Below are 21901 nucleotides of genomic sequence, written 5' to 3' on the forward strand. Positions count from 1 at the left end.
AACAACCTCATCAGCCTGGCCAATGGCAAGGTGCTGCTGAGTGCGACCGTGACGGTGGTGGATGGCGACAACGACACCGCGACCGGGACGGTGAGTGCGGACCTGGGCGGCAACATCAACTTTGAGGACGATGTGCCGACAGCCAAGGACAACAGCATCGTCATTACTGAGGCGGGCTTGCCGCCTTTCAACCTCGTGATGGTGATCGATACCTCGGGCAGCATGTTGTGGCAGATAGGTACGACGTCAAATGGCTCGCCAAACCGTCTGGAACTGGCCAAAGATGCCCTGAACCACATGATCGAATCGTATGTGGCGCTGGGGGTTCCATTGGTCATTACGGTCATTGATTTTGCCAGTGGTGCAGTCCTGATCCCGCAAACCAGTGATCCTGATGTGGCCAAGGCCAGCATTTCTGGTTTGCCAACGGATGGCGGTGGTACCAACTACAATGCCCCCTTGGTACTGGCACAGAATCAACTGACAACGGATTTGGCAAACCCTGCCTTGGCCGGGTATGAAACCAAGGTCTATTTCCTGTCGGATGGTGCGCCCAATGAAGGCAATGTCCCCGCCGGCTGGACCAGCTTTGTGAACAACAACAACGTTGAAGTTTACGCCGTTGGTCTGAACGTGAGCGGCAATGCTTCGGCGATCGCCCAGCTGGGACTGGTGGAGGACAACGGGGATGCGGTGACGCTGGTCAACAATATCTATGACCTGGATGCCACTTTGCAGGCGACTGTGCCGCCTCCTGCCACTGGCAATGTGATCACGGATGTGGATGCGACTGCCGGCGTGGACAGTGCAGGCGCGGATGCCCCCGCAACTGTGTTCCAGGTCAGCTTCACCGTCAGCAATCCGGCTGCGTATGTGGGGGTTGCCGACAGCATCAATGGCAATGTCGTGACCTTCCTGGTGCAAGGAGGAACAACGGGTCCCATGACTACGCCTCTGGGTGGCCAGTTGGTGGTCAATGCCGACGGTTCCTACTCCTACACACCGCCCAATGATGTAGCAGTGGATACGTTGGAGACCTTTACCTACACCATAGTGGATGCAGATGGTGACACCTCCAGTGCCTTGCTGAAGATACTGGTGCTGGATACCACACCGATCACGGCCTCCGTGTTCGAGGATGGTTTGCCCACCGGCTTGCCTGGCAACGACCCGTCCCTGACAACCGTGGGCGGCTCACTGGCCCATATGGTGATTGACAGTGCCGGCGTCAGTTTCGGTGTTGGCAGCACAGCCGGCTTGCCGGCGTTGACCTCAGGCGGTGTGCCGATCACCTACAGCATCGTTCATGGTGTCGGGGTGGATACCCTGGTGGCCATGGCCGGCAGCAAACCGATCTTTACGCTGGCGGTGGAGGCGGATGGTGATTACACCTTCACCCTGCAGGGGCCGATAGATCATGCTCAGGCTGATGGCAATGATCTGGAACTGAAGGCGTTGAACCTCTCCAGTGCGATCACTGCCCATGAAGGACCGGACAATGTGACTCTGGTACGGGATTTCATCGTGCAGGTTGAAGATGATGTGCCCCTTGTCATGACGCCCGCAATGGGAGTCATGTTGAACCAGTCCGGGCTTACTGAGACCTTCCTGCTGGATGGCGATGGCTCGCTGTTGAACAACTACGGGGCTGATGGTGGTTCGATCCGCTTTGACAGCAGTCTGAATGGCAGCAGTGGCCTGACCTCGGGTGGCTTGCCCATCACCTATGCCTTGTCGTCGGATGGTATCACCCTGACCGCTACAACGGCGGCCGGCACCGTGTTCATTGCCACCCTGCAACCTGCATCCGGGACTTATCAGATCCAGATGATTGGCGAAGTGGACGGCGGGCAAACCACCATCGACTTCAACGGCGGGGGTTACGACTTCGTTGGCGGCAATGCATCCTGGGCCGGTTTTAATACGGCAGCGAATGACAACAGCAAGGATCTGCTGCTGACGGCGATGACCAATGGTGTGGATGGCGGTACCGTCAACACCTCTGCCAACACGGGGGGGATCAGTAGCGGTTCATCCGTCGGGTCGGGTGAGGCGATGCGGATAGACTTTGTCATCGATCTGACCGGCAACCCGGTCAGTGGTGGCTCCTACGGCGTCCTGGCGAACCAGACCCATGCCTTTGAGGCTCACTACGATGTAAATGGTGCCTCCGCCATGTTTACGGCGATCAATAGCAGCTCCAGTGTAAAACTGGTAGCCCGTCAGGATGTGGACAATGACAACGATATTGGCGATGGCAACAAGGAGTCACTGACCGCCGTGGCGATCAGCTATAACGGTTCAACCAGGATTGTCAGTATCGGAGCCGGCATGTCCCAGGTTGTCTCGGTGGGAGGCCACAGCTTCACGGTCAACTTTACCGATGACGATCCGACCGCTGGTGTGGCTTATGTCGCGACAGTTGCCGGGGTGATCTCCAATACCAAACTGGCGGCGTATACCGCAGATGGTTACAACAGCCTGGAGTTCCACTATGCCGCAGGGAGCACCTTCAAGATTGGCGACTTCGGCTCCAGCGTGGCGACTCCGGGTATTCCGGTCAACTTGCAGTTGCCGGTCACACTGACAGACGGCGATGGCGATGCCGTTCACAGCAACATCGGTCTGAGCCTGCTGCCGGATGCCCCCTTTACCGTGGACTACGAAGACTCCGCCAGCGCGGTGAATGTGACCCTGACCAGTACGCAAGGGCATGCCATCGGGTCCGACTTTGGAGACAGCATCACGGGCAACAGCCTGGACAACATCCTGTCGGGTGGTGATGGTGATGATCTGCTGTACGGGATGGGAGGCAAAGACACCCTGGTTGGCGGGTCGGGCAATGATGTGCTGGATGGTGGCAGCGGCAACGATACCCTCTATGGGGAATCCGGCAATGACACCCTGATCGGCGGAATTGGCAACGACATATTGCAAGGAGGAGATGGCAACGATCTGTTGATCGGTGGTCTGGGCAGCGACACCATGACGGGGGGCGCTGGCAGCGATACCTTCAAGTGGATTGCTGGCGATGCGGATGGCAGTACCGACACCATTACCGACTTCACGCTGGGCAACCCGTCCAACGGGGGGGATGTGCTGGATCTGTCGGATCTGCTGGTCGGTGTCCCCTCGGGGTTCAACAACAATGATCTGGCCACGGTGCTCAACAACTATCTGCAGTTCGACACCACGACCAACAAGCTGACCATAGACACGAACGGATCGGCGAGTGGTGGCTCTCAATTGACCGTCCAGTTCCAGGGCAACCTGGATCTGGATCAAAACGGAGGGCTCACAACCAACCACGACATCATCAAGCAGCTGCTGGATGACGGCAACCTCAAGGTTGATCCGTAACCAGCGAACGGGGCCGGGCCATGCCTGGCCCCTGTTTTTTGACTGAGGGGGCGGCTAAGATAGCGGCAGTACAGGAGAGGGTCACCATGCAGTCATTTAATTGGATCGATATCGATGGCATTCGCTACAGCTGGGACGGGCAGGGCAGCATTACCTGTACCGGCCAGTTTGGCTATCACGCCACGATGGCGGGTGATCGGATTGATGCGCTGGATCTGGAGAGCGATGATGGCGAGGTGGCGGGTTCACTGAATGTGGACTTTGCTGCGGCAACCATTTCCTTCACGCCGGCCCGGGGTGAGCAGCCACCTCATATGATGGTGCTGGTTGGCCATGAGCAGGGGGAGCAGGAGTATACGCTGCAAAGTCTGAGCGATATCAGCCTGCAGGATCTGCTCGGTCATTCCGACAACATCGACTGCGCCCCTCTGACGGTGGATACCATGGCAGACCCGGTCACCCCGCTGGCCGGACACGTTCTGTCGTGGGACTCCTTCCACTTTGATGATGATGTGCTGCTCAGCTCCCGCAGTGCCTCCCCCGTAACGGCTGGCCATCCGGAGCCGGCTGGCAGTGAGATCAGCATCAATATCGACATGACCAATCAGGTACTGGATCAGATCCCGCCGTTGCACGATATATGAATCCCATTCGGCGACGGGCATAATGACCTCACTCCAATAGATTGAGGTCTTTTTTTATGTGGCGTCCCCTTCTTACCCTGTCCGCTCTGGTGGTCAGTGCTCCCCTGTTTGCCATCGAAGTGCCGCAGGCTCCCCATCTGGTGGTGAGCGGCTATGCCGAGCAAAAAGCAGAGCCCGACATGCTGACCCTGAATGTCTCCGTGACAGCGCTGGAGAAACAGGGCATCAAGGCCAAACAGCAGGTGGATGGCAAGGTCGCCGCCTTCTTTGGTCAGCTCGAAGGGCTGGGCATCAAGCGCACTGACGTTGAGGCGGGCAATCTGGTGATCTCCCCGGAGTATCAGTATCCGCAGAACAAGAAGCCGGAACTGGTGGGTTATCGTGCCCAGCGCCAGCTGGCGGTCAAGCTCTATCAACTCGACAAGCTGAGCGAGCTGATGGACACCGCGCTCAAGGCCGGGCTGGAGTCCGTTTCCCAGATTGAATACGGCCTAAAGACACCGCAAGCCATGAAAGAACAGGCTCGCCTCGGTGCGGTTGAGGATGCCAGAAGCAAGGCGGAGTCGCTGGCCAAGGCATTTGGCATGAAGCTCGGCAAGGTTTACAGCGTCGAATATCGCAACAATACCCCCATGCCGATCTACAGCCGGGCCCTCAAGGCTGCCGCCATGTCGCCCGCCGCCGACATGATGGAAAACAGCTATCAACAGCAGCAGATCAGCATTACCGACAACGTGGAAGCCGTCTTCCTGCTGGAATAATCCAGCGGCTTTCGCCCCTTGTCGTCTCCAAGCCCGAGCCCAGTGTCTCGGGCTTGTTGCTTTCAGGGAGAAGCCTTCTTGCAAGCAGACTTTGGCGGGCTGTGTCGGCCCGCACTTGAGGCTGACCCTGGCCTTGGGCCATCTGCATATGGTGTCATCTGCATAGGTGAAGAGGGGGGGCCGATATGGATGTTGGTTCGCGGAGGGGCGATGAAGTTGATACCATCAACCCAAGTTGGCCGCGACGCGAGCCTGGCGCTTCTGCTTGAACTGATAGCCGATGGCCAGCACGATGATCCAGACCGGGATGAGCAGTACCGAGATCTGGATGCCCGGGGTCAGGTACATGATGACCAGGATGCCGGCCATGAAGGCGAGGCAGAGGTAGTTGCCGAACGGGTACCAGAACGCCTTGAACTTGGGAACCACGCCTTCGGCCTGCTTGCTCTTGCGAAACTTCAGGTGCGCAAGGCTTATCATGGCCCAGTTGATGACCAGGGCGGAGACCACCAGCGCCATCAACAGCTCGAACGCCTTGCCCGGCATCAGGTAGTTGATGAGTACGCACAGCAGGGTTGCCGCCGCGGAGACGGAGATGGCCACCACAGGCACACCGCTCTTGTTGGTCTTGAGCAGGCTGCGCGGGCCGTTGCCCTGCTTGGCCAGACCAAACAGCATGCGGCTGTTGCAGTAGACACAGCTGTTGTAAACCGACAGGGCTGCGGTCAGTACCACCATGTTGAGCACGGTGGCCACCAGATTGCTGTCCAGTGCGTGGAAGATCATGACGAAGGGACTGCCGCCTTCTACCACCTTGCCCCAGGGGTAGAGGGACATCAGCACGGCCAGGGCGCCGATGTAGAAGATGAGGATCCGGTAGATCACCTGATTGGTGGCCTTGGGGATGCTCTTCTCGGGATTGTCGGCCTCGGCGGCCGTGATGCCGACCAGCTCGAGCCCGCCGAACGAGAACATGATCACCGCCATCGCCATCACCAGACCGCTGATGCCGTTGGGGAAGAAGCCGCCCTGGGCCCAGAGGTTGCTGATGCTGGCGTCCGGGCCGCCGTTGCCGCTGGCCAGCAGGTAGCCGCCGAAGCCAATCATGCCGATGATGGCCACCACCTTGATGATGGCAAACCAGAACTCCATCTCGCCAAACGCCTTGACGTTGGAGAGGTTGATGGCGTTGATCAGCACGAAGAAGAAGGCCGCCGACATCCAGGTCGGGATCTCGGGCCACCAGTACTGGACATAAATGCCCACCGCGGTCAGCTCGGCCATGCTCACCAGCACATAGAGCACCCAGTAGTTCCAGCCGGAGGCAAAGCCGGCGAAGTCACCCCAGTATTTGTAGGCGAAGTGGCTGAAGGAGCCGGCTACCGGCTCTTCCACCACCATCTCGCCCAGCTGGCGCATGATCAGGAAGGCGATAAAACCGCCGATGGCATAGCCAAGCAGCACGGAGGGGCCCGCCATCTTGATGGTCTGGGCAATGCCGAGAAACAGGCCGGTGCCGATGGCGCCGCCCAGTGCGATGAGCTGGATATGGCGGTTTTTCAAACCGCGTTTCAGCTCCTCGCCGTTTTGTTGAAGATCCATTCTTCCTTCCTTACGTCTTCTGAAGTCATTCGTCTGTCATCTCGTCCGTCGGGTCACTCCATGTGACCGTGCACGGCAAAGCGTGCCTGAAACGTGACGAAATCCGTATTTATTTCGTTACGGCTGGTCGCTTTCTGTTTTTTATGGCGACTACCAACGGAAGCAGAATAGTGATAATCCATCGCTGATGCACCTATTTTCCTCATCATTCGCTGGTTTTTTCGGCGAAAGGCAGGTTTTTAGGGAGCGATGAAGCTGGCAGGGAAGTGTTTGGTTGTATTGTGAGCAATCGAATGCTGCTCGGTTGACTCTTCTGGTATTTCCTGTTTTATGAAGCCTCCCGTGCAACAAGGATGCGCTTCATGCAACGTATTATTGGCAGTTTGCTGGCCGTCGCGCTGTGGCTGACCGTGTGGCTTTCGCCCCTGTTGCTGACCATGGCGGCGGGATGCCTGCTGGTGTGGGCCGTACAGGGTGATGACTATCTGGTGATGCACCTGCGGGCTGTCTTGTTGAGCGCCGGTGCCATCGGCCTGCTGCCGGCCCTCTGGCTGACTGAACGGGTACGGCGGCGTCACGGTGTGCTCAACTTCTACGCCATGCTGATGAACAACAGAGAGCTGAACCGCTCGGGCTCCCAATCCCGTTGAGGTTCAGTCCACAAGCGCCGGATACAGATGTATCCGGCGCTTTTTCATGGTCGTTTGCCGTATCACCAGCTTGCCGGCGCGCGGCGTTTCTCAATAAAGCTGACGACGCAGGCCGGTGGCCTCGAGGATCTTGGCGCTGATCTCCTCAACCGAGTGGGAGCTGGTGTCGAGGAAGCGGATCGCCTCCTGGCGAAACAGCCGCTCGACGCAGGCCAGCTCCTGTTCGCACTGTTCCAGCGAGGAGTAGCGGCTGTTGGCGCGGCGCTGGTTGCGGATCTCGTGCAGCCGCTGGGGGGCGATGGTGAGGCCGAACAGCTTGTGACGATTGGCCTTGAGGGCGGCCGGCAGATCCAGGACCCCCATGTCCTGCTCGATGAAGGGGTAGTTGGCGGCGCGAATGCCGAACTGCAGCGCCAGATAGAGGCTGGTCGGCGTTTTGCCGCAGCGGGAGACCCCGATCAGGATGATGTCGGCCTCCTCATACTCCTTGGTGGTGATGCCATCGTCGTTGGCCAGCGCGAAGTTGACCGCCTCGATGCGATCGTCATAGAGCTTGCGGTTCTCCATGCCGTGAGTGCGGTGCAGCCTGGGCTCGGCTTTTACTCCGAGCTCGTGCTCCAGCGGGCTGACGAAGGTATTGAGAAAGTCGTGGCTGCTGGCCTGGGCCTTGAGCACCTCCTCGCGCACCTGATGATCGACGATGGTGTGGAACAAAATGGGGCGTACCCCGGTCTGGCGGAACTGCTCGTCGATGCGCATCCGTACCTGGCGCGCCTTCTCCAAGGTTTCGACAAAGGGGATGGTGATCTGCTCGAAGGCCAGCGGAAACTGGCTCAACACGGCATGGCCGAACACTTCGGCTGTGATGGCGGTGCCGTCTGAAACATAGAATACGGTGTGCACTGGGGGCTCCTGTGAGGGGGTCGGCGAGCTGGCTGGCAAGAAGTATCTCTCGAAACCATATCGTTTTTGTCAACCGGTCTGCCGTGCCCAAGTTGTGAAGTGGCTTGCAAACCTGAGTCGTTACCTTTTTGTGTTGGCATTGTAGAATGTCTGTGTCATTCGACCATCCCCAAATCTTGCTCGGGGATTTTTTTGACAATAAGTAGAAAACGTTTTCATGGTCGTTGGCAACAGTAGAAACAGACAATAACGCACATAAACTGGCGCACAAGGTGCCATGGCGGCACAGTGCCCACCAACCTGGAGACATGCAAGTGCAACAGTACGTACTCTGGTACGAGCAACTCGGAATGCAGGACGTAGAACGAGTTGGCGGCAAAAATGCATCCCTTGGCGAGATGATCAGCAACCTCTCTGGTGCCGGAGTTTCCGTGCCGGGCGGGTTTGCCACCACCGCCTTTGCGTTTAACGAGTTTCTGGAGTCAAGCGGCCTCAACGGCAAGATCCACGATCTGCTCGACAGCCTGGATGTGGACGACATCGCCGCCCTCAACCGGGCAGGCCAGCAGATCCGTGACTGGGTGATTGAAGCCCCGTTCCAGAGCGAGCTGGAGCAGGCGATCCGGGTTGCCTACGACAAGCTCAGCGGCGGGCTTGACGCTTCCTTTGCGGTGCGCTCCTCCGCCACTGCCGAGGATATGCCGGATGCTTCGTTTGCCGGCCAGCAGGAGACCTTCCTCAACGTGCGCGGCATCGACGCCGTCATGATTGCCGTCAAGCATGTGTTTGCTTCACTGTTCAACGATCGCGCCATCTCCTATCGGGTGCATCAGGGCTATGACCACAAGGGCGTCGCCCTGTCGGCCGGGGTACAGCGCATGGTGCGCTCGGATCTCGCCGCCTCCGGCGTCATGTTCACCCTGGATACCGAGTCGGGTTTCAACGACGTGGTGTTCATCACTGGCGCCCAGGGCCTTGGCGAGATGGTGGTGCAGGGCGCCGTCAACCCCGACGAGTTCTACGTGCACAAGCCGACCCTCAAGGCAGGACGCCCGGCGGTGGTGCGCAAGACCCTCGGCTCCAAGCTCATCAAGATGACCTATTCCGGCGATGCCAGCCACGGCCGCCAGGTGCAGATCGTCGACACCGATGAGGCCGAGCGCAGCCGTTTCTGCATCACGGATGCCGAGGTGATGGAGCTGGCCAAGCAGGCACTCATCATCGAGCAGCACTACGGCCGCCCGATGGACATCGAGTGGGCCAAGGACGGGCAGGATGGCAAGCTCTACATCGTCCAGGCGCGTCCGGAAACCGTGCGCAGCCGCCAGGAGGCCAACACCCTCGAGCGTTTTGCCCTCAAGCAAGCGGGCAAGGTGCTGATCGAGGGGCGAGCCATCGGCCACAAGATCGGGGCAGGTCCGGCACGGGTCATCTCTTCCATCAGCCAGATGGACGAAGTGCAGCCTGGCGACGTGCTAGTCACCGACATGACCGACCCGGACTGGGAGCCCATCATGAAGCGGGCCTCCGCCATCGTCACCAACCGGGGCGGGCGTACCTGTCACGCCGCCATCATCGCCCGCGAACTGGGCATTCCGGCGGTGGTGGGTTGCGGTGATGCCACCAAGCGCATTGAACCGGGCCAGCTCATTACCGTCTCCTGCGCGGAAGGGGATACCGGTTTCATCTACGACGGCGAGCTCGACTTCGACGTGGCGGTGACCGAGGTGGGCAACATGCCGCGCCTGCCCATCAAGATCATGATGAACGTCGGCAACCCGGACAGAGCATTCGACTTCGCCCAGCTGCCCAACGCCGGTGTCGGACTGGCTCGCCTAGAGTTCATCATCAACCGGATGATCGGGGTGCATCCCAAGGCGTTGCTGGAGTTCGACAGCCAGAGCCCCGAGCTCAAGGCCACCATCGGCAAGATGATCGCCGGCTACGAGAGCCCGCGCGAGTTCTATGTCGCCAAGCTGACCGAGGGCATCGCCACCCTGGCCGCCGCCTTCTGGCCGGAGCGGGTGATCGTGCGGATGTCGGACTTCAAGTCCAACGAGTACGCCAACCTGGTGGGCGGTCGTGACTACGAGCCTCACGAAGAGAACCCGATGATCGGTTTTCGCGGTGCGTCGCGCTATATCGCCGACAGCTTCCGCCCCTGTTTTGCCCTCGAATGCGAGGCGATCAAGCGGGTGCGCGATGTCATGGGGCTGACCAACGTAGAGGTGATGATCCCCTTCGTGCGCACCGTGGGCGAGGCGGAGCAGGTGATCGAGATCCTGGCCGAGAACGGTCTGCGCCGTGGCGAGCGGGGGCTCAAGGTGATCATGATGTGCGAGATCCCGAGCAACGCCCTGCTGGCAGACAAGTTCCTCGAGCACGTGGACGGCTTCTCCATCGGCTCCAACGACATGACCCAGCTGACGCTTGGACTTGACAGGGACTCGGGGCTTATCGCCCACCTGTTCGACGAGCGCAACGAGGCGGTCAAGGCGCTGCTGGCGATGGCCATTGCCGCTGCCCGCAAGGCGGGCAAGTACGTGGGGATCTGCGGCCAGGGGCCATCCGATCACCCGGACTTTGCCGCCTGGCTGGTCGAGCAGGGCATCGACTCTGTGTCGCTCAACCCGGATACCGTGGTCGATACCTGGCTCTATCTGGCCGAGCAGCACAAGGCGAACTGACGCAGGCTGCACACCCCCCCACCAAAATGGCGCCCACGGGCGCCATTTTTCATGACCGAACCTGACGCAACTGGTCCGATATGGCGGCCACATGTGCCCAAAATGGCGCGCTGACGCGTGCTTTTACACTCCGTTACATCTGCCCGCTTTGCAACCGCCCCATAATGGTCCCGCCAGCCCGCTGCACGGGGTGGCAGGCCCTCCGGCAGTGGCGGGCCGGGGGATCACGAGCAGTTTCCTGTCAGCACGGAGGCCAGGACGGCAGATGTCACAGAGCGTATCAAACCAGGTGATCAGACGAATGCTGGGCGCCTGCCAGCAGCAGGGGGGCGATCCTCATGCCATTCTGATGGCGGGCGGTCTCACGTCGTTCGACATCGAGCGGGAACAGGGCAGGCTGCCGGCCCACAGCCACTACCGGATGCTGCAACTGATGCAGCCCTATCTGGCCAGTTTTCACGAAACCATCCTCTCCTACGATATCGGCCAGCTCTACCAGCACTATCCGCCGCTCATCAGCCTGTGCCTGAACCAGCCCTCGCCGCGGGCGGCGCTCGAGGTGCTGCTGGCCTACCGCCCCATCATCGGCAGTTGTGACGAGCTGCGGGTGCGGCGGGGGGCGCAGGCCAGCCAATACCTGTATGTCAATCAGGGGCCCGCCAGCCTGGGGGCGAGTCAGGCCATCCCCAACTTCATCATGCTCTACCGGATTTTGCGGGTCTATCTGGCGGATCCCCGGGTCTCGGTGGGCTTCACGGGGCGACCGCCACCGCGCCATCAGCTGCTGGATCAATTCTTTGGAACCCGTTGTCGCTGGGAGCAGGGGGAAAACACCCTGACCATCGACAACGCCCAGCTCGACTGCCCCAGCCACTGCTATAACGAGCCGCTGGGTCATCTGCAACTGGCCCAGCTGGCGCAGATCTGCGCCGACATCGCCGAGCGAGCCCCCTTTGCCTGTCTGGTGGGGGAGCGGATCCGGCACAAGATCCGGGAAGGGGAGCTGGAGAGCGACGAGAGCCTGCTTAAGGAGGTGTGCGCCGCCATGAACGTCAGCCGCTGGACCCTGAATCGCAAATTGCAGGGGGAGGGGAGCAGCTTCTCGACCCTGCTGAGGGACGCGAGGGTGAGCGAAGCCTGCCGCTTGCTGGGCGAGGGGGATCAGCCGCTGCAGAACATCAGCGATCGGGTCGGCTTCTCCTCTCAAAGCGCTTTCAACCGCTTCTTCAAGGCCAACACCCGGATGACGCCGCTGGCCTATCGCAACGCCCGCCAATAAAAACGGGACCGGCACAAGGCCGGTCCCGTGGTCGGGTCATTGCTGGGCAATTGTCGGGCAAGGCCAGGCTGGGAGCCCGGCCGTGCCTGCCTCTATTAGCGAGTGATGGTGGTGACGTTGGCAGGATCCACTCCGGCCGGCAGTGCCAGTGCCCCTGGCGTGGTGTTGCTCACCACTATCTCCTTGCTCACCGTGAAGCTGACCGGCGTGCTGGCAAAGACATCCGACGAGGGGCTGATGTAGGCGCTGTAGCGACCCGGCTCCACGATCCACTGGTTGCTGGCCTCATCGAAGCTGGCAAGGATGCTGGCCGGAATGGTGAAGCTCAGCTGTTCGCTGGCCCCCGGTGCCAGTTGCGCCGTCTTGGCAAAGGCCTTGAGCTCGATGAGCGGTTTCTTCAGCTTGACCTCGGGGGCGGTCACATAGACCTGGGCCGCCTCCTTGCCTGCCACGGCACCGGTGTTGGTGATGGTGGCGGTCAGCACCAGGTTGCCGGCGCTGCCACCCTCCAGGGTATTGCTGGTGATGGCGGGGCTGGTGTAGCTGAAGCTGGTGTAGGAGAGACCGAAGCCGAACGGGTAGGAGACCGCCTGCTCGAAGGTGCTGTAGTAGCGGTAGCCCACGTAGATCCCCTCGTTGTAGTAGAGATCGTCCGGTTCGCCATCCCCGTCGGTGTCCTCACCCGGGAAGGTGCCGGCGGAGGGCACGCTGGCGTAGCTGTGCGGGAAGCTCTGGGCCAGCTTGCCGCTCGGGTTGACCGCGCCGGAGAGCACGTCCGCCACCGCATGGCCGGTCTCCTGGCCAGCCATGTAGGCCAGCAGGATGCCATCCACCTTGTCGCGCCACTGGGCGGTGTCGATGACGCCGTTGACGTTGAGCACCACCACCACCTTCTTGCCCTGGGCGTGGAAGGCGCTGCTCACCGCGTCGATGAGGGCGCGCTCGTCATCGCCGAGCAGATAGTCCCCCTTGCCGCTGCTGCGATCTGCCCCTTCCCCGGCCTGGCGGCCGATGCTGATGACGGCGGCTTGCTGGGTGGTGGCCGCATTGGCGATCAGGGCTGCCAGCTCGCCGCTAATCGGTGCCTCGGCGCAGGTGTAGTAGCCTTTGGCGCCAAATTGCCCCTCGTGATAGACCTTGTTGTTCTCGTAAAAATCGCGGTAGTAGCTCTGCAACGCCTCGTTGACCGGGAAGCGTGCTGCCAGTCCCTGCGCGATGGTGGTGGTGCTGGCGGCGTTCACATCCCCGCTGCCGGTGCCGCCCTTGTAGGTGTTGATCTGGTTGATGCCAAAACTGGCCAGGCTGCTGCTTGCCGCCAGCGGCAGGGCCGCGGCCTCGTTGCGCAGCAGCACCATGCTCTCGGCGCCGGCCTGACGGGCCAGTTTGGCGTGGGCGGTCAGATCCGGGCTGTTGCTGATGGCCAGCTGGTTGTAGGAGGGGCTCTTCATCACCTGGGTCAGGATGTGGATGGCGGCCTCGTTCACCTTGGCCTCGTCAATATCGCCCTGCTCGATGGATTGCTGCAACTGCTCCTTGACGTTGCCCGGCTCGATCAAATCCTGTCCCGCCAGCACCTGCTTGTAGGCGTTGTTGGCCACATCGCCGGCAAACCAGTCGGACATCACCAGGCCGTCGAACTTCCATTCGCCGCGCAGCAGGTCGGTCACCGCATCCTTGCGTTCGTTGACATAGGTGCCGTTGACCTTGTTGTAGGAGGTCATCACCGCCCAGGGCTGGGCCTCGTCCACCGCTATCTGGAAGCCGCGCAGATAGATCTCGCGGAAGGTTCTCGGTTCGCCGATGTCGTTGATCTGGTTGCGGTTGGTCTCTGAGTTGTTGCCGAAGTAGTGCTTGATGGTGGTGCCCACCCCGTTGCTCTCCACCCCGTTGACCATGGCAGCGCCGATTTTGCCGGTGAGCAGAGGGTCTTCCGAGTAATACTCGAAGTTGCGGCCATTGAGCGGGTTGCGCTGGATGTTCATGCCCGGGGCCAGCAGGATGTCGACCCCGTACTGGCGCACCTCGTCCCCCATGGCTTCGCCGACGGCCTTGACCAGCTTGACGTCCCAGCTGGAGGCGAGCAGCGAGCCGATGGGCCAGGCGGTGGCGTAGTAGCTGGCGCTGTCACCGTCGCGGTTGGCGTTGATCCGCACCCCGGCCGGCCCGTCGGCCAGTTTAAGGGCCGGAATGTCGATGCCGTCTGCGCTGCGCAGCACGCCGTTGATGTAACCCGCCACGCCGGGCACGTCCTGCTTGACGTTGATGGCGCCGTTGGCACTGCCGTAACCGGGGCCGGAGAGCAGGTCCAGCTTCTCGCCGAGGGTCAGCCTGGCCACCATGGCCTCGGCCTGGCCGCGGTAATAGGCATCGTCCTTGATCAGGGGATCCGAGTCATTCTGGTTGCAACCGACCAGCAGGCCGGCCAGCGCCAGGCTGACACCCAGTGAAACCGCTTTCAATTTTGTGGTGATAGGCATAAGACGTCCTCGTAACTGTCTGAATAAAAATAAAAAGGAGATATCGACACCGGGCGCAAGGCATCCGCCCGGGCTGGACCGCTCTGCTGGCGGCTGCCATTGGATATCGCAAGGAAGGCCGAACGGGCCCGTGGGCCGGCGTTTGGCTGCAGGCAGGTTAACAAGTCGGACGATGGCCGCCTTGCCCCGGGGGAGCGAGAAATGTGCCGACGGGAGCAAGGGGGCAGAGTTGTGAGCAAGGTCGCATCGAAAGGCGGTGCCAAACCAAGGGCTGAAAGTGACAAGAGGGGAGAAGGGCAGGGGAGATGGGAAAAACGGGTGGCCTGATGGCCAATGACGCTGGCAACACGCGAGGGGGCTGGTGGCCCCCTCGAAGATAAGTCAAAGCGTCCGGGCGCTGGCCCGGAGCGGTTTACTTGGGCCGTTTGAGGGCCCCGGCGAGTTCAATCTGCACCTTGACCCCCTCCTGCTTGAGCGCCGTGGCGACGGCGTTCAGATCGGTGCCCGGCTTGGCTTCCAGCAGGGCGATGCCGCCGCTGCTCAGCTTGAAGCGCAGGCCGTGGCGGCTGGCCAGCGTGCTGGCCTGGTTGTCATCGGCTTCCACCAGCAGGGTGCCGCTGGCGGTGAGCTCAGGGCTGGCCACCCCTTGCAGCAGCACGTCGCCGCTGCGCAGGGTTTGCCGGGGCGCCTTGCCGTCTGCGCTGCGGGCGACTCGCTGCTTGCTGCCGTTGTCCGGGGTGAGGTAGGTCTGACCGTTTACCTCTATGGTGCGGTACTGCTTGCCGTCGATCACCACCGATTCATCGGCGGCGTGCACGCCGGCCGAGGCCAGGAGGCCGGCCAGAGCCAGGCCGAGTAGGCTGTGTTTCATCTTGAGACTCCTTGTGATCATGAGCGGGCGGCATCGTGGCCGATCACCCGCAGGGACCAGTTGAGCAGTTGACCCGGCTGGCTGTTGTTGCGCTCGGTCAGGGTGCTGCGGCGGTTGGTGTTGAGGTCAACCAGCGTCAGCTGGCGGCTGCTGTTGGAGACGTCGGTCACCTCCAGTCGCCACTCGCCCTGGGCCGCTTCGCCATAGAACTTGTGGGAGAGCATGCGCATGTCGCGCAGCCCCTTGGTGCGCACATAACCCAGCTGCTGCCGGTCGAGGGATTGCCCCACCAGGCTGTTGTTGGGGTTGAGCAGCACGCTGCGGGTGCCGGACGGGGAGACCAGCTCGATCAGCAGGTCGGGCAGGCGCTGGTGATCCAGGCTCACCGTGACCTGGACCGCTTCGACGGTCAAGGCCTGCGCCACCTGGGTGCTGGAGCGGGTGGCACTGCTGCCCACATCCGCGATGCTCCCTTCACTGCGCGGCACAGTCACCTTCTGAGCCGGCAACTGCACCAGCGGCGGCAGCGGGGTGTGGTTGGCGGCGGCGGTCAGGGTCTTGTTCACGTCGATGAGACCAAAGCCATAGGTGGGGCTGTACCAGAGGCCGGCGGCGTTGCGCTCCCACCCTTCCAGGCCGGTGACCTGGCGGGGTTGACCGTTGGCGGCGGTATAGCTGACCTGGACCGGCTGCTGGCCGGCATCGATGCGGGTGGCGTTGCGGGCCAGCAGATCGCGCAGATCCCGCACCGACAGATCCGGGTAGGCGGACATCAGCAGCGCCATGGCGCCCGAGGTGTTGGGGGTGGCCGACGAGGTGCCGTTCATCACGCCGTTGTAGTCGCAGGTGGCATCCAGCTGCGGGTTGTTGTGCAGCCGGTTGGTGCTGGGATCGTCGGTGCGGTTGTAGCCCATGTCGCAGCCGGGCAGATCCGTGGTCACCATGGCCGGCGCATCGGTACCGTACTCGCCGCCGGGGGCGCTCAGGAAGACGTTGCTGCCGACGCTGGAGTAGGAGGAACGCACTCCGTCGGCATTGATGGCGCTCACCACCAGGTTCCAGAAGTTGCTGTTGGAGGGGTCTATGTTGCTGTTCTCGAACGGCAGCTTGGGCAGGACGCCAGTGCGGCTGAACATGTAGTCACCCGCGGCGATGCGGTTGAAGCCGTTGCCTGCCGCCTTGATGTAGGCCGCGCCCTGCGCCTGCTGGGTCTGCTGTTCGAACAGGCGATCGAGCTGAACCTGATCCAGCCCGCTAGCGCTTTGCGGATCCACCAGGCTCATGCCGTAGCTCTGGTTGAAGACCCGGTTGTCGGCGGTGGCGGGGCTGTCGCCCAGCGCATAGAGCCAGTCTTTCTGCAGCTGCTTGCTGCGCTCATCCAGCAGGTTGAACCCCTGCAGCTGGACGCGAGGGGCCACCCCCAGGGTGCCGATGCGGTTGTCGACCGCCCCGATCAGGCCAGAGACCGAGGTGCCGTGGGCACTGTCCGGATCGGTCGGGGTGGGGTCGCTGCTACCGGTCACCACGTTCTTCGAGCCGGGGCGCACATTGTCGGCCAGGTCCGGGTGGGCGATGGCCAGGCCGTCATCCACCACGGCCACGTTGATGCCCTGACCCTGCACGCCGGTACGGTGTGCCCACCAGAGGTTGAGGTCGTTGCCTGCCACGCCGCCGCGGGGGCTGAAGGCATTCTGGCCGCTGTTGAGCAGGTGCCACTGCTGATCCTGCAGCGGGTTGATGCCGGGCAGGCAGCGCGCTGCGCTGCTGCGGCCGGTATCGAGGCCGGCTTCCTTGCCGGTCAATGGGGTGCAACTCTCACTCGCCTGAACTGAAGCGATGGGCAGGGCCGAGAGCAGGGCCGAGATTGCCAACGCTAACGATGTTTTTCTCATTAATAAACTCCATCTTATATCGCACCGTCCTGGGTGCGACTGGCATCTATACATGGGAAGAACAGAGTCAAAAAGCACTCATTTTCATTCTGAGATAAGGCTCAAAGAAATCTCACAACAAATAATCGACAGACCATGTGGGGGTTCCTGCGAATCCTTTTCTGTGCTGTATTGAGAACTTTTCTCAGTTTGGCGCTATTGATATTTATCTTTTTATATCAATCGATTAGTAACCGTTTGTTAACGTCTGACGGGCCGCTACCGGTGTGAGAGAGGTGGGGCGGATCTGCGCAGGATGGGGGAAATCTTCGCGCTGGCGGGAGCGCCGCTGCGATGAAAACAGGGGGCACTGCAGGCAAGCCACACGGCGCCAATGGCGCCGGGTGGGATGACGTAGCTGGCCGGCAGGGGAGGCTATTTGATCAGCGGCAGCAATATGGTACGAAACGCCGGACGGCAGGGGCTATTTGATCAACGCCAGAATGGATCGAAACGCCGGATGGCGACAATCGCCCAGCAGCTCGTAGAGGCACATCTCCACCGAGGTGAGTTCGGCCCCGTGCGCCGCCAGCTTGTGGATGGCGAGCTCCCGGTTGGCGGCGCTGCGCGATGACACCGCATCCACCACCAGCGACACCTGGCTGCCCGCGTCCAGCAATCCCAACACCGTCTGGTAGACGCAGATATGGGCCTCGATGCCGCACACCAGCCAGTGGCTGACGCCCTGGCGGGTGAGGGCGTCGGCCAGCGCCGGCTCCCCCAGCGCACCGAAGCTGTGCTTGGGCAGCACCAGATCGCCTGCCTGCATCAACTGCAGCTCGGGCACGGTGGCCCCAAGCTTGTCCGGGTTCTGCTCCAGCCAGACAACCGGCAGGCCCAATAGACGGGCCCCCGCCACCAGTCTGGCGGCATTGGCGATGAGGGCATCGCTCCCCTCGACCAGACGGGCCAGTTTGCCCTGAATATCGACGACCAGCAGGCCGGTGTTCGTGGTGGTCAGCATGGATACTCTCCCGGATCAGAGTGAGACAGTGGCGCCGAGTGGGCGGGCGAGGGAGGCGCGCGACTGGTTCCACAGATAGATGAGGGTCAGCGCGATGACGGTACCGATCGGAAAGGCGAACAACTGCAGGGCGACGAAGCACCAGAAGACTACCTTGAAGGCGGTCACCTGTTCGGTGAGCCCGCGATAAGCGACATAGTTGAAGGCGAGCACAAACAGGGCGATGGCGGTTGCCAGGCCAAGGCTGAGACTCTGCGACGGCGCCATGTCAGCCGGGTGGAGCGGACTGACCGTGACGACGGCCCAGGCGACGAAGGCGATCATGGCGAGGGAGAGCATGGTCGCAACGATAAAGATGGCCTTGGCGAGCAGATGTTGTTTGGGGGTCATGAATACTCCTTGAATAGGGGGGGGGCGTGCTCCCTGCTGGTGAGTTAGCGAACCCTCCATGTCGTTCGCGACTGACAAGGTGACGTATAAAATATGAGTCACAGCACTGTGTCGATAAGGCATAAACCTACCGGCAGGGCCGGAGCAGGTCAAAAATAAAGTAATTCAAAATGTAAATTTGGTGGCAACCAAGCCATAAAATGTAGCAGCTCTGAGTCGAAGTATTTTTCCTGCACCTGCCTGCCAGTTGAAAAAACAACCATCACTCTATCTGGATTTGGTTAATTGGGATGCCCGTTTTTTATCTCTTACCCATAATACTGAGTTGTCTGTCTTCTTCATCTCGAACAAGTCAATTGCCATGAACAGGTCACTGAGTTTTTTAAAGCCATAATTTCGTTGATCGAATGAGGCATGATTTGAGATATGGCTGCCAATTGGGCTTAACCTTGCCCAGCCTCCGCCTTCTTCAACTGCTTCAATGGCTTGTCTGAGCAAATTGATGAGGCGTGTATCACTCTTGAGATTCTTGGCTTGCTTGGTAACGGGGTGCTCTTCTTGAATATCCTGCAGTTCTGCATCCAGATAGAGAAAGCGAGAGCAGCTATTGACGAAAGGCATCGAGGCTTTACGCTCGCCAAACCCTATCACAAACTTGCCATCAGCCAGACATCGGGTAACAAGAGGGGTGAAGTCACAGTCAGAAGAGACGAGGCAGATAACATCCACATCCTTGGTATAAAGCACATCCATAACATCGATGACCAAAGCCATATCGGTCGCATTTTTTCCCTTGGTCAAGTCGAATTGCTGCACGGGTTGAATGGCAAATTCGTGCAATATTTCTTCCCATGACTTGAGGGCGGGGTTTTTCCAGTTTCCATATGCCTTACGAATATTGACTACACCATAGCGAGCCAGTTCTGACAATACTCTGTCCATCTTGCTGGCTGGTGCATTATCTGCATCGATAAAGACCGCTATTTTCTCTTTATCTTTCAAGTGACCTCCTGTCATCACAATAAATTCAGTTGTAAAAATTTATCACTGTCTGGGCACTTTTCCCGTTCGAAATAAAAACTGCGCCGCAGTCTGTGCTATGTATGGAATATTCTTGGCCTGCAAAATGAGAGCATTGAGTGCCAGATATGTGTCCACAGCAGTTCCTTTGCTGGTTGAATAACAAGGTCCATCACACGCAACAGCCATCAAGTGACCACGATAAGCCAGCTATGGCCGATTAGGGGAGAGGGCAAAAGCAATAACTGTGTGGTTTATCAAATATTTCTTGTTTGGGTACCCAGCAAGGTTGAAAGCCGGGGTTAGCAAGCATCCGACAAACCTTGCCCGGTTTTGTTGCTTGGCGAAGAGAAACGGCTCTGTTATGGTGTGTTTAATTAGCCGTTTGGATGGCTAGATGGTTGTGGTGGTTCAAGCACGACTCTGCCATCGCGCCAGCCGTTGAGATGTTTACAGGGAGTTTTTATGCAGCGTCGTTCCTTCTTTGCTCTTTCCGCCCTGGCCCTGCTGGCCGGAACCCTGCCATTGGCCACGCTGGCCGCCGATCCGGCCAAACAGGCGATCGTCATCGGCACTACTGTGGGGGATTTTGCCGACATGGTGACCGACTCCATCAAGCCCCAGCTCGAAGCCAAGGGCTACCAGGTCAAACTGGTGGAGTTCACCGATTATGTGACCCCCAATATCGCGCTGGCCGACGGCTCGCTCGATGTGAACTGCTTCCAGCACAAGCCCTATCTGGAGAGCTTTGCCAAGGATCGGGGGCTGTCGCTCGCCCCCATTACCCAGGTACCGACCGGCCCCATGGGGCTCTATGCCGGCAAGCTGGGAGATCTGAAGGCGGTGCAGGAGGGGAGCACGGTGGCCATACCGAACGACCCCACCAATCAGGCGCGGGCGCTGCTGATGCTGCAGGATCTGGGCTGGCTGACCCTCAAGGAGGGGATAAATCCCCTCAAGGCGAGCGAGTTCGACGTGGTGCAAAACCCGCACAACCTCAAGCTGGTGCTGCTGGAGGCGGCCCAGCTGCCCCGCTCGCGCGAAGACGTAGACTTCTCGGTCATCAACGGCAATTTTGCCGCCTCAAGCGGCATTCCCTTCAGCTCAGGCCTGTTCCTTGAGCGCAGCTACGACTTCATCAACTGGGTGGTGGTAAAAAGTGCCGATGCGGACAAGCCCTTCGCCAAAGATGTGGCAGAGGCCTACAACTCGGCCGCCTTCAAGGCCTATGCCGCCAAGCGCTTCGTCGGCTACAAGTACCCGCAGGGGTGGCAGGGCGCGAGCGCCAGCAACTGAGCCACCACGGCAGAGAGCAGAGAACAAAAACGGGCACCCGCAGGTGCCCGTTTTTTTGTCGCACGCATTGTTAGTAACGGCGTAGCCACCAGCGCACCGCGAACAGCGAGGTGAGGCTGCCGAGCAGGGCGCTCGCCAGCACATCCAGTGGCCAGTGCATGCCGATCAGCATGCGCGACAGGCCGACACCGATGGCCCACAGCGGCAGCAACCAGGCGCCGGCGGGGGCGCGCGCCAGCCAGATCAGGCCGAAGAACTGGGCCAGGCTCATGGCGGCGATGCTGTGGCCGGAGGGGAAGGCATAGTTCACCTCCGCCTGCCAGTGGTTGGCGAGCCACTCGGGCAGCGCCAGCAGCTGGCTGGCGGCATGGACCTGCTCGCTGCGCACCTCTACCTTGCCGGCGTAGAACTGCTGGATGGCAGGGATCAGGTTCTGGCTCTCAAGCCAGAGCAGGTAGGGGCGGGGCTCCTCGGTCAGATGCTTGATCAGGCTCTTGATGAGCCAGTCGCCGGCCAGCACAGCAAACAGGGCGGCGCCGAGGGTCAGCAGTGCCGGCAGGCTCAGCGTCAGCTTGTGTCGGGTCAGCAGCAGCAGGGCCAGGATGCTGACGCCGATGCCGGGCACATCCACCATGCGGGTGAGGGCGTAGGGCCACCAGAGCCAGTCCGAGTGCAGGGCCTGGCTCATGAACGGTTGCCAGGGCAGGCAGATCAGCAGGAGCAGCGGCAGGATCAAGGCGGCACTGAAACACAGCACCTGGCGGCGCGGCAGAGAAGAGGCGTGAGTCGGCATAACGGGGCTCGGCAAGGTGCCCATTCCTGGGCAGAAAAAAAGAGGCGTCATTGTGCCAGCCCAGTGCGGTCGGTCAAGTCGCGCCCCGCCCGCTGTAACACGGGGTTACAAATGAGTGTGGTGATGGTGTGATTGTTGACCAAGGCCCGCTGATGACGGGGCGGTCAGCAGATATGGTCCGGGCAGGGCGCTTCATCGGGCGCAGATGAGGCAATAGCGCACCCACCCCGGCAGAAAGTCGCGGCGACGGCCGCGTATGGGTGAATAAGCATC

General features: G+C 60.6%; 16 protein-coding genes. 7 read left to right on the forward strand and 9 right to left on the reverse strand.

What is annotated here, in order from left to right:
* The 3 genes from PG897_RS20540 to PG897_RS20550 form a co-directional block, all read left to right on the forward strand.
* Positions 1 to 3360: type I secretion C-terminal target domain-containing protein (locus tag PG897_RS20540; RefSeq protein ID WP_270829329.1), on the forward strand; the 3360-nt coding region annotated here is incomplete at its 5' end.
* An 86-nt stretch (positions 3361 to 3446) separates the two neighbouring features.
* Complete coding sequence (locus PG897_RS20545) at positions 3447 to 4004, forward strand: hypothetical protein (protein WP_043169896.1); 558 nt, start codon at positions 3447 to 3449, stop codon at positions 4002 to 4004.
* 56 nt (positions 4005 to 4060) lie between these two features.
* Positions 4061 to 4765 carry an SIMPL domain-containing protein gene (locus PG897_RS20550; protein ID WP_017783052.1) on the forward strand — a complete coding sequence of 235 codons (705 nt, stop codon included), beginning with the start codon at positions 4061 to 4063 and terminating at the stop codon, positions 4763 to 4765.
* A 225-nt stretch (positions 4766 to 4990) separates the two neighbouring features.
* On the opposite strand, the gene PG897_RS20555 is transcribed toward PG897_RS20550, so the two are convergent.
* Complete coding sequence (locus PG897_RS20555) at positions 4991 to 6367, reverse strand: amino acid permease (protein ID WP_005302537.1); 1377 nt, start codon at positions 6365 to 6367, stop codon at positions 4991 to 4993.
* A 362-nt stretch (positions 6368 to 6729) separates the two neighbouring features.
* Here PG897_RS20555 and PG897_RS20560 point away from each other — a divergent pair, with 362 nt between their 5' ends.
* Positions 6730 to 7017, forward strand: a complete 288-nt coding sequence (locus PG897_RS20560; protein WP_139752663.1) for a hypothetical protein — start codon at positions 6730 to 6732, stop codon at positions 7015 to 7017.
* 90 nt (positions 7018 to 7107) lie between these two features.
* Here the strand turns inward: PG897_RS20560 and ppsR are convergent, their stop codons facing one another.
* Positions 7108 to 7920, reverse strand: coding sequence for a posphoenolpyruvate synthetase regulatory kinase/phosphorylase PpsR (gene ppsR / locus PG897_RS20565; RefSeq protein WP_005302533.1), 813 nt, complete (start codon positions 7918 to 7920; stop codon positions 7108 to 7110).
* Positions 7921 to 8228: 308 nt separating this feature from the next.
* Here ppsR and ppsA point away from each other — a divergent pair, with 308 nt between their 5' ends.
* On the forward strand, positions 8229 to 10607 hold the full coding sequence (gene ppsA, locus PG897_RS20570; protein ID WP_201884960.1) for a phosphoenolpyruvate synthase: 2379 nt from the start codon (positions 8229 to 8231) through the stop codon (positions 10605 to 10607).
* Between the two features lie 301 nt (positions 10608 to 10908).
* Positions 10909 to 11886 carry an AraC family transcriptional regulator gene (locus tag PG897_RS20575; RefSeq protein ID WP_201885125.1) on the forward strand — a complete coding sequence of 326 codons (978 nt, stop codon included), beginning with the start codon at positions 10909 to 10911 and terminating at the stop codon, positions 11884 to 11886.
* Between the two features lie 95 nt (positions 11887 to 11981).
* On the opposite strand, the gene PG897_RS20580 is transcribed toward PG897_RS20575, so the two are convergent.
* The 6 genes from PG897_RS20580 to PG897_RS20605 all read right to left on the reverse strand — a co-directional run bounded on the left by PG897_RS20580 (position 11982) and on the right by PG897_RS20605 (position 19521).
* The gene (locus tag PG897_RS20580; protein WP_201884961.1) at positions 11982 to 14363 is read right to left on the reverse strand and encodes a beta-glucosidase; all 2382 of its coding nucleotides are present in this window, start codon (positions 14361 to 14363) and stop codon (positions 11982 to 11984) included.
* Between the two features lie 412 nt (positions 14364 to 14775).
* Positions 14776 to 15234: a serine protease chaperone gene (locus tag PG897_RS20585; RefSeq protein ID WP_201884962.1), complete on the reverse strand. Its 459-nt coding sequence runs from the start codon at positions 15232 to 15234 to the stop codon at positions 14776 to 14778.
* A 17-nt stretch (positions 15235 to 15251) separates the two neighbouring features.
* Entirely contained in the window at positions 15252 to 17126 is a 1875-nt protein-coding gene (asp, locus tag PG897_RS20590) for a serine protease Asp (RefSeq protein ID WP_201884963.1), read from the reverse strand.
* A 463-nt stretch (positions 17127 to 17589) separates the two neighbouring features.
* Positions 17590 to 18129, reverse strand: coding sequence for an isochorismatase family protein (locus PG897_RS20595; protein ID WP_201881156.1), 540 nt, complete (start codon positions 18127 to 18129; stop codon positions 17590 to 17592).
* A 15-nt stretch (positions 18130 to 18144) separates the two neighbouring features.
* Positions 18145 to 18519 carry a hypothetical protein gene (locus tag PG897_RS20600; RefSeq protein WP_016351149.1) on the reverse strand — a complete coding sequence of 125 codons (375 nt, stop codon included), beginning with the start codon at positions 18517 to 18519 and terminating at the stop codon, positions 18145 to 18147.
* Between the two features lie 267 nt (positions 18520 to 18786).
* On the reverse strand, positions 18787 to 19521 hold the full coding sequence (locus tag PG897_RS20605) for an NYN domain-containing protein (RefSeq protein ID WP_017764172.1): 735 nt from the start codon (positions 19519 to 19521) through the stop codon (positions 18787 to 18789).
* Between the two features lie 483 nt (positions 19522 to 20004).
* Here PG897_RS20605 and PG897_RS20610 point away from each other — a divergent pair, with 483 nt between their 5' ends.
* Positions 20005 to 20835, forward strand: coding sequence for a MetQ/NlpA family ABC transporter substrate-binding protein (locus PG897_RS20610; protein WP_201881158.1), 831 nt, complete (start codon positions 20005 to 20007; stop codon positions 20833 to 20835).
* A 70-nt stretch (positions 20836 to 20905) separates the two neighbouring features.
* Here PG897_RS20610 and PG897_RS20615 read toward each other — a convergent pair whose 3' ends face one another.
* Positions 20906 to 21652: a phosphatase PAP2 family protein gene (locus PG897_RS20615; protein WP_226014530.1), complete on the reverse strand. Its 747-nt coding sequence runs from the start codon at positions 21650 to 21652 to the stop codon at positions 20906 to 20908.
* Between the last annotated feature and the right edge of the window lie 249 nt (positions 21653 to 21901).

Origin of the sequence: Aeromonas sp. QDB20 (assembly GCF_027707805.1) — a bacterium.
Taxonomy (GTDB): domain Bacteria; phylum Pseudomonadota; class Gammaproteobacteria; order Enterobacterales; family Aeromonadaceae; genus Aeromonas; species Aeromonas dhakensis.